The organism is Sphingosinicella sp. BN140058 (genome assembly GCF_004135585.1).
Classification (GTDB): domain Bacteria; phylum Pseudomonadota; class Alphaproteobacteria; order Sphingomonadales; family Sphingomonadaceae; genus Allosphingosinicella.
Genome location: NZ_CP035501.1, coordinates 4,445,983 through 4,458,024, shown reverse-complemented (window position 1 = coordinate 4,458,024; position 12,042 = coordinate 4,445,983). Strand labels below are relative to the sequence as shown.

Below are 12,042 nucleotides of genomic sequence, written 5' to 3'. Positions count from 1 at the left end.
AATTCAGACCCGGCTCGCCGTCCAGGCGATCAGCGTCGCCGCCGGCACGAACATTGCCTGGGCGAGCAGCGTTCCCGCCAGCCGGCTGAACGAGATCCAAACGATCGTCCGGCGGAACAGAGCTTCGCTGACCCGCCCTTCGACCACATCGTCGGTCATCACCGACAGTTGCGGATCGATCAGCGCGAACAGCAGGATGGTCGCGACGCCGTTGATCAGCGCCGACAGCTGTGACGCCGTCACTCGAAAATCGGGATTCAGATAGCCGGCGTAGAGGGACGCCAGCACGCCGACGGTGAGCAGCGCCTGCGCCAGGCAATTGGCGATCAGCACGCCCCAGCCGACCCCTCGCGCCTTGCCGATCGCGCGAAATTGATCCGCGCTCGGCAGCGCAATCGAGTCGCGTATCGTCCGCAGCCCGCCGGGGGTCGCCGTCCGCAATACCATGCGTGTCGTCGAGCGATGCTCCTGGAAGTAGCCGATCGCGCGGGCGAACAGCCGCTGCGCAGTCGGCACCAGCAGGATCCCGACGAAGACGGCGATCGAGGCAGCGAGCAGAACGATCCGAAAGTCGAACAGCAAAGCCTCGCCCCCGCTTGTGCCGAGCCGAACCTCAATCCTCTTTGCGAGAAACGGTCCAAGGAAGCTGTTCGAGGTTCGCGAGACGAGAACGAGAATGTTGAACAGCGCGAAGCTCATCGCGATTCGCCGGGTCCGGACGCCGGCGATGCGGGCCCCGTATGCGAGCGTACCGATGAGATTGATGCCCGCCGTAAGCAGGCAGATGACCAGCAGCTGGACGTCCATGATCCAGGTCTTTGGCCGTGCGTCACCGAGCTGGCAAGCGCAACGCGGGCGTCGACAAGAACGCCGCACTGGCAATCCCGATCATTGACAAGCACGCAATCTGCCACGACCAATAGACACCGGTGTCAGATGCGGATCAACCGCTCGGCGCGAGAGGAGGGAGATTGTGGCCGATCGCTCTGGCGCCTTGATCCGCGCCGTTCTGTGTCGCCTCCTGCCGCTGCTTCCAGTGCTGGTGCTCGCCGCTACTCCGGCCCCCGCGGAGACGCCGCGGGATCGTCTGATCGCCTATCTGACCGAACTTGCCGATCAGCAAACGTCGGCGCGGGCTGCTACCATCAGCGCAATCGCCACTAAGGACGCCGCCCGGCTTCGCCAGGCGCATGTTCGCGCCACCCTGGCCGATCTGACTGGCTTCGAACGCGCCCGCGGCCCGCTGCGATCGCAGGTGACGCGAATCAGCGAAGGCGATGGCTACCGCACCGAGTCGCTCTGGTATGAAAGTCTGCCCGGGTATCGCGTTTCGGCGATCGTCTATCGCCCGGTCAAAGGCGAAGGCCCGTTCCCGGCGATCATCCTCCAGCCCGGCCATGGCAGCGACGGTAAGCTCGGCAATCACGGCTTCGCCGCCGATTTCGCCCGCGCCGGCTTCATTGCCTTGTCGATCGACATCGTCGGCGAGGGCGAACGAATCCAGCATTACGATCCGGAGCTCGGCGCCTCGAAGGTCGGCCGTCCTACCGGGGAGCATTCGATGGCGTTCGGTCAGGCGCTGCCGAACGGCGGTCACATTGCCCGCTTCTTCATCCAGGACGCGGTCCGCGGCGTCGACTATCTGCTGAGCCGGGCGGACGTCGACGGCGGCCAAATCGGCGCCTTCGGCTGCTCGGGCGGCGGCACCATCACCGCCTATCTCGCAGCCTTCGATCCCCGGATCGCGGCCACCGCGGTCGACTGCTACGCGAACGACTTCGATCACCTGCTCGCGCGGGGCGGACCGGGGCCGCAGGATGCCGAGCAATCGATCCCCTTCTTTCTCGACCGCGGCCTCGATCTGCCCGATTGGATCGAGGCAGCGGCACCGCGCCCCTATGCGATCGTCTCCACCAGCGATGACATGTTCCCGATCGCCGGTGCTCGCGCGGCTTTTGCCGAAGCGCGCCGCTTTTATGGCCTGCTCGGCGCCGGCGACGCGATCACGATGATCGAGGGCCCGGGTGGACACGGCAATCTTGCGCCGATCGCACCGGCGATCCTGGAATTCTTCACCCGCTGGCTGAAGACCGGCCCGCCGCCGGCGCCGCGCCCGGCGCCGATCGGCGATCCCGCGCGCTTGCTGGTCTCGCCGACCGGCAACGTCGCCGCGCTCGGCAGCGCCACGCTCCAGCAGGTCATTGCGGCCCAGGCGCCCTCGCCGCCGCCGGCCACCGGAGAAAGCGGGGCACAGCGTCTCGCCCGGCTCCGGGCGGCGGTGCGCGATGTCGCCCGACTCACCGTCGCGCCGGGCAATCCGCCGCCGGAGGTTTGCGAAGGTCCGACGGAGGTGGATGAGGGCTTTACCTGCGTTCCGATCTCTTTCGATGCGGCGCCCGGCATGCGGGTCGATGGGGTGTTCGCGCGCGCCTCCGGCCCCGGACGCAAGCCGACCCTGCTGTTGCTGTCGAACGCGCCGCCGCGCACGCTCTCCGATCTGTTCGGACGCTGGGCGCGTGCCGGCTGGAACGTGCTGGCACTGGAGCCGCGCGGTGCCGGTGGCAGCGAGGAGGCGAAATCGCCATGGACCGGCGACTGGACTCTGCTGTCGCTCCGGGCATTGCTGGTCGGCAAGACGCCGCTGGGCCTCCGCGCCGATGATGCGCTCGCCGCTCTGAACTGGCTTGCCGGACGCCCGGAGGTCGGTCGCATTGCGCTCTACGGCATCGATGCGCTGGCTCCCGTCGCGCTCCACGTCGCCCTGCTCGACGATCGGGTGGGCTCCGTGACCGCCGATGGCGGTATCCTTCGCTACCGTGAATTCGCAACGCGGCCGATCAGCCGCGACATGGCCGAGATCAATCTGCCGGGCGTGCTTGCGCGCTACGATCTGCCCGACCTGGCCGCAGCACTCGGCGATCGGCTCACCCTGGTCAACCCGATCAATTCGGTCGGCGAGACCGGGCCGGCTGTCACGCCGCTCCTGCCACCGGATGTTCGCGTGCGCTTCCGCGCGCCCCGCGATCCGATCCCTTCCCCATCAGAGTGAGTGCGTCCATGCCTGCAAACCGCCGTGACTTCCTCGCCGGCGCCGGCGTTGCCAGCGTAGCGGCCGTGCTCGCCCCAGCGGTTGCGAACGCACGCACTGCCGCGCCCGCACGGCCGGCGCCGTTTCGTGCACCCGCAACCGGCCTCAGGCTCGATCCGCGCGATTTCGGCGCGCGGGGCGACGGCGTCACCAAGGACAGCGCGGCCCTGCAGCAGGCGCTCGACCGCTGTGCGGTCCTCGGCGGCGGCGAAGTCGTCGTCGATGGCGGCACCTATCTCACCGGCGCGCTTCGCATCTTCTCGAACACCATTCTCCGGATCGAAGCGGGCGCCACATTGCAGGGCTCGCCCGATCTCGCCGATTATCCGATCGCTGAGGTGCGCTGGGAGGGTCGTTGGGTGCAGGGCTATTCCGCCCTCATCTCCGCCCACGACGCGCGCAACGTCGCGCTCGCGGGCAAGGGGCGCATCCTTGCGGCGATGACCATCCGCCGCCGGCTCAGCGAAGCCGGGCTCCGCCACCCGGCCCTCCTCGAATTCGTCGGCGTCAGCGGGCTCTCGGTGACCGATCTCGTCACCGAGCAGAACGACATGTGGTCGATCCACCCCGTTTATTGCGAGGACGCGCTGTTCCGCGGCCTCACCGTCAAGGGCAATGCCGACGGCATCGATGTCGACAGCTGCCGCCGGGTCGCGATCGAGCGCTGCGACTTCGACACGGTCGACGATTGCATCTCGCTCAAATCGGGCCGCGGCTTGGAAGGACTGACGATCGGCCGACCTACCGAGGACGTGACGATCACCGATTGTGTGTTCCGCGACCAGCGCTGGGCCTGCATCGGTGTCGGCAGCGAGACTTCAGCGGGAATAAGACGGGTGCTGGTCGAACGCTGCCAGTGCCTTCGCGCCGGCACCTTCGCCATCTATCTGAAAAGCCGGCCGGGCCGCGGCGCCTTCATCCAGGACATCGTGATGCGCGATCTCGATATCTCCGGCGCCAAGGACGGCTTCCTCCGGCTCAACTTCCTCGACAGCGGCAAGCAGGACCAGTTTCCCGTCCCGGGCCGCGACGGCATTCCGACGGTGCGCAACTTCACCTTCGAACGGATCCGGATCCGGGATGTCCCCACCCTCGTCGAAGCGGTGAACGTCCATCCGGACAAGCCCCTCGAGGGCTTCGTCCTTCGCGATATTTCCGGAACCAGCATTCGCGGCATGCGGCTCGCCAACATGCGCGACGTGGTGCTCGACGGGATCCGGGTGAACGTCGCGGAAGGACCCAAGCTCGCCACCAGCAACGTTCGCGGCCGCGGAGTCGAAGGCGCGGCCGCCCTGCCGCCGACACCGCGGCCGGCACCCGTCGAAGCGGATCCGCGCTACAGGCTCGGAATGACCACGGGCACGCCGAACTGATCCGGTGCGCGCTGGCGACAGGATGCGGATCTCCCTAAGTCGCGCCGGCTGAACCAACGACAATCAACGGATTATTGAGGATCGATCGCGTGAACTCCTCTCGGACTCCGCGCACGTGGCAAGGATGGTCCCGTCCGCTTGCCGCATTCGCGATCATGGCGGCGGCGCCGGCCGCATTTCTGTTCGTGGTCACGAAGGCCGGAATCCTGAAGAACCAGTTGTGGGCTTATACCCCGCTGCTCGGCCTGATGTGGGCATCCGGCCTGCCGGGATTGCTGATTGCGCGCTGGTCCGGAACGCGGCTGGTGGTCGCATTGCTGATCTACTCGGTCTGGGCGCTGAAGGGCGCGCCGATTCTGACCTTGCTGTTGTGCCTCGTCGCCGACACGTGCTTGACTGGCGCCTGGCGCTGATCGTCCCGTCTGCAGCAGTGCCGCCAACGTCTTGATTTCACGCAAGCTCCGCCCGACTTGCGATCGGTAGCGCCGGCCTTCGAGGTATCATGACCATCTCCATTCCGTTCGACAACAGCTATGCCCGCTTGCCCGATCGCTTCTATGCGCCGGTGCGGCCGAGCGCCGCCTCGGCGCCGCAGCTTCTCCAGCTGAACCGCGCCCTCGCCGCTGAGCTCGGCCTCGATGCCGAGGCGCTCGCCGCGCCGGAGGGTATCGAGATCCTCAGCGGCCTGCGCATTGCCGAAGGCTCGCAGCCGATCGCGATGGCCTATGCGGGGCACCAATTCGCCCATTTCGTCCCGCAGCTGGGCGATGGTCGCGCGATCCTGCTCGGCGAGGTGGTTGATCGCAGCGGCCGGCGCCGCGACCTGCAGCTCAAGGGCTCGGGGCGGACTCCCTTCTCCCGCGGCGGCGACGGCAAGGCGGCGCTCGGGCCGGTGCTGCGCGAATATGTCGTCAGCGAGGCAATGGCCGCGCTCGGCATCCCGACCACGCGTGCACTCGCGGCGGTGACCACCGGCGAGCAGGTGGTCCGCGAGGATCTGCTGCCCGGCGCGGCGATCGTCCGGGTCGCCGCCAGCCACATCCGCGTCGGCACCTTCCAGTTCTTCGCCGCGCGCGAGGATGTCGAAGGCCTTCGCCTGCTCGCCGACCATGTCATCGCCCGCCACTATCCCGCGGCAGCCCAGGCGGAACGACCCTACCGCGCGCTGCTGGACGGCGTCATCGCCGCCCAGGCGGACCTCATTGCCCGCTGGCTGCTTGTCGGCTTCATCCACGGAGTCATGAACACCGACAACATGGCCGTCTCCGGCGAGACGATCGACTACGGGCCCTGCGCCTTCCTCGACGACTATGATCCGAACAAGGTGTTCAGCTCGATCGACCGGATGGGCCGCTATGCTTATGGACGCCAGCCGGAAATGGCCTTGTGGAACCTGACGCGTCTGGCCGAGACCCTGCTGCCCTTGCTCGCCGAGGACGAGGTCGAAGCGATCGCGGATGCCGAGGCGGCGCTTGCCGCCTTCGCCCCCGCGTTCGAGCGCGCCTATCTCGGCGGGCTCCGCCGCAAGCTCGGGCTCTTCACCGAAAAGGAGGACGATCTCGGCCTCGCCACCGCCTTGCTGCGGATCCTCGCCGCCAACCGGATCGACTTCACCAATTTCTTCCGCGGTCTCGTCGATGCCGATCAAAGCGGTTTGCGCGACATGTTTGAGGCGCCGACGGTGATCGACGACTGGCTGGCGCAATGGAAAGCGCGCCTCGCCGACGAACCGCAGGATGAACTTGCGCGACGCACCCTGATGCGCGCGGCCAATCCGGCATTCATCCCGCGCAACCATCGCATAGAGGCGATGATCCGGGCCGCTGTCGATCACGGCGACTTCGCGCCTTTCGAAGAGCTGCTGACCGTGCTTGCCCGACCCTACGAGGACCAGCCGGAATATGACGGGTACCGCAGCCCGCCGGCGGAGCAGGAACGGGTTACCGCAACGTTCTGCGGCACCTGACCAAAGGTCGAAACGCTCCAAAAGGGACGCGAAATCCTCGCCGGTCAGGGTAAACCCGCTTCAGCCCGGCCTGTGGCGGGTCTATGCTGAGCGGGATGACTCATCAGTCGACGATAGAAAGCTTCGTTGCCGAGCGCCGGCTCCGGCCGATCTGCGATGCGTGCGTCGGCGACTATCTCGGCCTGCGGCCGGAGCAGGTCGCCGCCGCCGCGAACCGGATGGCGCGGCAACACGCGCTGCGCCGCTTCGAAGGCCGCTGCTCCGGCTGCTGCACGACCCGGATCGTGGTCGAGGCGCCGCTTCCCTGAGCCTCGCTCAGCCGGAACGGGAGGCCGGCCGGTTGGCGCCGTAGGTCGGCCCCTGCCGGCGGTTCCGGGCATCGGCCGCCGCCGCAACGCTTGCATGCACTAGGCGGCCGCCGAGCCTGACCACCAGGGGTGCCGCCAGACCGGCAACCATCCCCGTCGACGGCGCATAGCCCCAGCGCTTTGCCAGATACCGCCCCGTGAGCGCTCGCGTGAGCTTCCCGATCATCCGCATCTCCATCCTGCCGGCAGCGGGACGCCATGGAGGGCGCCCGCGCCGAGCAGACGAACGATCATGCGCTGAGTTCCCCGCTTCGTCCCGGAGCGTGCGCTTACTCGAAGTCCAACCTCTTGCGCAGCACGACGAACTCCAGGTCCGTCCGCTTCGGAACTCCGAACCGGTCGTCGCCATAGGGGAAAGGCCGCGTCTCGCCACTGCAGCGATAGCCGCGGCGTTCATACCAGGCGATCAGCGCGTCGCGGATGTTGATCACGCTCATCTCGATCTCGCGGCCGCCGTGCGCCTGCACCCAATCCTCCGCGAGCGCCAGCAGAGCGCGGCCGAGGCCCTGATCCTGCCGAGCGGGGTCGACGGTCAAAGATCCAAGATACCATCCCCCCGCAGGCTTCGGCTCGAGCCAGACCGATCCGAGCAGCGCCCGATCCCCGCCCGCCCGCCAGACCAGCAACGCGGCAGCCGGATCCGCGGCGATCTGCTCGGCGAGCCAGCCGGCGCTGGTGCGGTCGCCCCCATGAAATCGGCTTCGCTGCACCAGCCGGCGTCGCCGCGATAGGCCGCGTTCATCAGCGCGGCGACGGCCGGCAGATCGATCTCTGCAGCGCGCGCGAGCGTCCCGCCCGGCTGTGCCAACTCTCCTGGTGCAGCTTCGGAGTCCATGGCGACCATCTACCCGCCGGCCGGATCGCCGGCAACGCGCTTGCTCCTTCAGGCGAGCGCCGGATCGCTGATGCCATGGTCGCCTGTTTCCACCCGCCCCGCGAACCGCTGACGGACTCCTTCGCCCTCGACCAGCAGATCGTACCAGCCGTGGCTCTGCTCGATCGGCCACGACAAGGTGCGGACCAAAGTCTTCGATGGCGCCGCATCATAGGCAAGCGCGCGGACCCGAAGGCCCCTGGGTGCGCCGGGCCGGGTCGACAGCAGCACGGCCTTGCGCCGGACATCGTAGCGAAGGCTTGCCAGCGGCAGCGACTGGGGGCGTTCGCCTGCGAAGCTGCGCACAAAGCCGTTCGGCCCCAGGATCCAGAGATCGTGACTGCCGTCGGCGTGGAAGCTCCAGCGGTCGGACAGGCTCTTTCCCGCCTCGACGGTGTAGCGTCGCGGGATCGCCGCGAGGTCCTTGCGATCGTAGACCTGGAACACCGCGCCGGCCTTGCCCTCGTTACGGAAGGTCAGTTCGATACCGTCGCCGCCGAGCGCCCGCGCCGCGTCGACGTGGAGGACGTAAGGAAGGGCCCGCGACCGGCGCAGACCACGCTCCTGGAAGAGCGGTTCCGGCTGCTCGGGCGGCTTGATCTTGGGCCGCTGCATGTGGGCGAGCACCACGCCCGACGCACCCTCGACCTTGGGCAGAGGCGGGAAGGCCGCATCGGGCGCCGCCGAGAAGTCGAACGCGGAGGTAAGATCTCCGCAGACTGCGCGGTGCCATGGGCTGATGGCCGGAATGGTGATGCCGAAGCGTTTCTCCAGGAACCGGCCGACGGATGTATGGTCGAACACTTCCGAGTTGACCCAGCCGCCCTTGCTCCACGGCGACACCACATACATCGGCACGCGCGGCCCTAGGCCCCACGGCCGCACGGCACCGCTGATCACGTCGTCGGCGACCCGGTATTTGTTGTCGGGATCGTGAAAGTAATGGCCGGCGAGATCGAGCGTAGCCTTGCCCATCGGGGTGCCGGCGGCGTCGAACGAGGGCGGTGCCGGCGGCGGCACGTGGTCGAACTGGCCGTCATTCTCGTCAAACGTCTGGAAGAACACCGTCCGGCTCCACACCTCCGGATTGGCGGTCAGCGCGGCCAGCACCCGCGCCGTGAATTCAGCGCCCTGCAGCGGTGTCGACGCGCTCGGATGCTCGGACCATTCCTTGGGCGGCAGCACCCACGATACCGCCGGCAGGGTCCCGTTCTTCACATCCTCGGCAAGCCGATCGAGAGTCAGATCGGCCATGCCCTTTTCGAACAAAGGCGATCCCGGTCTCGCATTGCGGAAGCTTTCGAAAGCGAGACCGCCGTGCATCGCGCCCGTCCAATTGTCGTTGGGATCCTGGTAGATCCGCCAGCTGATCCCGGCCTCCTCGAGCACGTCCGGAATCGTCTTCCACGTCAGTGCGGAGCCCGCATAGGTGTAGCCCGGCGTGGGCAGCGCGCCCTTGATCCAGCAGCGCAGATTGTTCGGTTCCGAATCCGCGTCCGTGCAGTTGATCCCCTGCGCTCGCTTCACCGGATCGAAATTGGATCCGGACCAGAAGACGATCCGGTTTGGATCGGTGCCGGTGGTCACCGAACAATGATAGGCGTCGCAGATCGTGAACGCTTCGGCGAGCGCGAACTGGAACGGGATGTCCTGACGGCGGTAGTGACCCATCGAATACGGGTTCTTGTACTTCGGCCAGGCGCCGAACTTGCCCTGGTTCCAGGCCGCCTGCGAGTCCGAGAAACTGTGCGGCGTCCCCGGCACCTTGAGCGCGTCGGTGGCGGCGGTGTCGAGATGGAAGGGCGGCAGGATCCGGGTGCCATCCGATTGCTGCCAGACATCTCGTCCGCCCTCCATCGGCACGGGATGGCGATCGCCGAAGCCGCGGACGCCGCGCATCGTCCCGAAATAATGGTCAAAGCTCCTATTCTCCTGCATCAGGATGACGACATGGCGGACGTCCTGGATGGTGCCGGTCTCGCGTGCCGCCGGAATGGCCAGCGCACGGGCGATGCTCGGCGGCATCGCCGCCGCCGCCGCGCCGGCGGTCGCAGCGCGAAGCAGGTTTCTGCGGGTGGTGTCGGTCAACTGCCCCTCCCTCGACTCAGAATTGGGTCATGTAGGAAAGATAATAGCTGCGCGGTTTGCCCTCGAACGGATAGCCGTAGAAGTAACCGGGTCCGTTGAGCTTGATCTGCCCCGTGACGAAAGCCTCGCTGAACCGCGTGTTTCCGTAGGCCCAGCGCTCGGCATAGTCGGCGTCGAACAGATTGGCGATGCGCAGCTGGAAACGATGCTGGCGCTCGGCACCCGCCCAGTACGCGATCGAGGCATTGGCGACGAAGTAATTGCCGAAATTGGTGCGCAGTGCCGCGTTGACGCCCCCGGTCGCATATTCCGGCCCCTGATAGCGCGGCATCAAATTGACGTGGAAGTGCCGGTCCGAGGAATGCCAGGCGAAATTGCCCTGGACGATATATTCCGGCGTTTCGTTGATCTGCAGCTTGCTGCCGTCGAGCCGCGCCTGCTGCTTGGTGTAGCTGACGTTCGCGGCGAACTGGCTGCCGATCGCGACGTCCAGTTCGGCAGTGAGGCCGCGTATCTGAGTGATGCGATCGTTGTTGAAAAAGGTATTGGGCGTGAGGCCCGACGTCGACTGGATGCGGTTGGTGATGTCGGTGTGGAAGCCGCCGATTTCGGCATTGACCCGGACGGCACCGAAGCCGGCGCCGTAGCCGATCCCGACATTGTAGGTCTCGGTCTCCTCGGTCTTGAGATCGGGGTTGCCGACCGTGGTCGCGCTCTCCGCGTGCAGCTCGTTATTCTTGGGCGTGCTGTAAGAGGTGCCGCCATTGGCGCGAAGGTAGAAGTCGCCGATCGGCTGGCGCAGGCCGAACTTCCAGATCGTCTTCGATCCGAAGCTGTCGGCGAAGTCGGTGCGGACGGCCAGCGAGATCCTGGTCGCGGGGCTGAACGGCAGCACCGGCCGGAAGTCCGCATAAAGCCCGGTGATCGTGGTCGCTTCGTTGCCGACCGGGAACACCGGATCGGAGTCATCCTTGTAGGAGACGATCTGGACGCCGCCGACCACCTCGATCGCGTTGGGGATGGTGAAGGTCGCGCGGGCATTGCCGCCGAGTTCGCGAAAGCCGCTCTTCTTCGAGTCGGGGCCGAAGCCCTGGTTCGGGAATGCGATGTTGCGGCCGGTATATTTGCCCCAGGCGATCGCCTGTCCCGTCGACGGGCTGACGCACCCGGTCTTGATCATGCACACTTCCGGGAAAGTCTCGGTGTTGGAAAGCTGCGGATTGCTCCAATAAGCCGAGACCTCGGTCGTCAGCCGCTCCGACCAGGTCCGCACGAAGCTCGCATCGACGATCGGATATTTCACCGTGTTCGGCGAATAGGTGTTGGTGTCCGGGAACGGATCATGGAACTGGATCTGGGTGAACTGACCGTTCACGCGGAATTCGGTGCGATCGTCGGGCTTCCACAGATATTTCACGCCGACATTGTCGCGATCGGTCGGGAATTCCTGAATTCCGCCGCCGGCCGCGACATTGTCGACGAAATCGGCCGGATTGAAGATGCGCGGATTGTCGGTGTGCTGGGCGGTGCCGTAGATCATGATCGAGTGGCGACCGTCGGTATCGAGCGGAAACGAGACGTTGCCCCAGATGTCGCGGGTGCCGAATGAGCCGACATTGGCACCGAACTCGAAGCGCTTGCCGCCGTCCGGCTTTTTGGTGACGACGCTGACTACGCCGATGCCGCCATTGCTGCCGAAGAAGAGGCTGTTGCCGCCGCGAAACACTTCGACCCGGTCGATCATGTGTGGGTCGATCGTGGTCGCGCCCCAAATCTCCTCGAGCGCAGGGCCCCGATCGTAAAGCGGTACGCCGTCGAGCACGACCAGGGTGTCGCGGTCGCCGCCGCCGTCCAGCCGGATCGTATATTCGCCCTCGTCCGGCGAGTAGCCGATGTTCGCGCCCTTGACGAGGAACTGCACCGCTTCGGCGAAATTGGTGGCGCCGCTCGCCTCGATCGCGGCGGAATCGACGATCTGGACGGCATTGCCATATTCGGCGACACCGGCCGCGAGCGGACTGCTGCGCACCGCCTTGCCGGTGACCAGGATCTCGGCCTCGCTCTGCTCGTCCGCAGCGGCGTCGTCCCCGCGCGCTTCGGCCGTCACATCGTCTTCGCCCGCCTTTGACGCCAGATCGGCCGCCATCGCCGGCACCGAGATGCAGCCGGCCATCAAGAAGCCGGCAAGGCTCCTCGTCGCAATGTTCGTCACTGTCCCAATTCCCCCTGATCACCGGAAAACGGGCATCCTCCGCGGCCGGCGTGTCTTGCGACGCCGTCCCGCT

The 12,042-nt window shown here is 66.7% G+C and carries 10 protein-coding genes; 5 read left to right on the top strand and 5 right to left on the bottom strand.

Annotation, left to right across the window (positions count from 1 at the left end; translation table 11 throughout):
* Positions 1–3: 3 nt before the first annotated feature.
* Complete coding sequence (locus ETR14_RS20080) at positions 4–807, bottom strand: lipid II flippase Amj family protein (RefSeq protein WP_129388037.1); 804 nt, start codon at positions 805–807, stop codon at positions 4–6.
* 166 nt (positions 808–973) lie between these two features.
* Between ETR14_RS20080 and ETR14_RS20075 the strand changes: the two genes are divergently transcribed.
* From ETR14_RS20075 to ETR14_RS20055, 5 genes are all read left to right on the top strand, one after another.
* Positions 974–3,049, top strand: a complete 2,076-nt coding sequence (locus ETR14_RS20075; RefSeq protein ID WP_165356545.1) for an acetylxylan esterase — start codon at positions 974–976, stop codon at positions 3,047–3,049.
* Between the two features lie 8 nt (positions 3,050–3,057).
* On the top strand, positions 3,058–4,461 hold the full coding sequence (locus ETR14_RS20070; protein ID WP_129388032.1) for a glycoside hydrolase family 28 protein: 1,404 nt from the start codon (positions 3,058–3,060) through the stop codon (positions 4,459–4,461).
* 155 nt (positions 4,462–4,616) lie between these two features.
* Positions 4,617–4,874, top strand: coding sequence for a hypothetical protein (locus ETR14_RS28525; protein WP_165356544.1), 258 nt, complete (start codon positions 4,617–4,619; stop codon positions 4,872–4,874).
* A gap of 89 nt (positions 4,875–4,963) precedes the next feature.
* Positions 4,964–6,427: a YdiU family protein gene (locus tag ETR14_RS20060; RefSeq protein ID WP_129388029.1), complete on the top strand. Its 1,464-nt coding sequence runs from the start codon at positions 4,964–4,966 to the stop codon at positions 6,425–6,427.
* A gap of 95 nt (positions 6,428–6,522) precedes the next feature.
* Entirely contained in the window at positions 6,523–6,735 is a 213-nt protein-coding gene (locus tag ETR14_RS20055) for a hypothetical protein (protein ID WP_129388026.1), read from the top strand.
* A gap of 7 nt (positions 6,736–6,742) precedes the next feature.
* Here the strand turns inward: ETR14_RS20055 and ETR14_RS20050 are convergent, their stop codons facing one another.
* The 4 genes from ETR14_RS20050 to ETR14_RS20035 all read right to left on the bottom strand — a co-directional run bounded on the left by ETR14_RS20050 (position 6,743) and on the right by ETR14_RS20035 (position 11,969).
* Positions 6,743–6,886: a hypothetical protein gene (locus ETR14_RS20050; protein WP_165356543.1), complete on the bottom strand. Its 144-nt coding sequence runs from the start codon at positions 6,884–6,886 to the stop codon at positions 6,743–6,745.
* Positions 6,887–7,064: 178 nt separating this feature from the next.
* Positions 7,065–7,505 (bottom strand): N-acetyltransferase, encoded by a 441-nt coding sequence (locus ETR14_RS20045; protein WP_243455598.1) that lies wholly within the window; start codon positions 7,503–7,505, stop codon positions 7,065–7,067.
* Between the two features lie 173 nt (positions 7,506–7,678).
* A complete protein-coding gene (locus ETR14_RS20040) occupies positions 7,679–9,757 on the bottom strand; it encodes a phosphocholine-specific phospholipase C (RefSeq protein ID WP_129388020.1) in 2,079 nt (692 codons plus the stop codon).
* 16 nt (positions 9,758–9,773) lie between these two features.
* On the bottom strand, positions 9,774–11,969 hold the full coding sequence (locus ETR14_RS20035) for a TonB-dependent siderophore receptor (RefSeq protein ID WP_243455597.1): 2,196 nt from the start codon (positions 11,967–11,969) through the stop codon (positions 9,774–9,776).
* Positions 11,970–12,042: the final 73 nt, after the last annotated feature.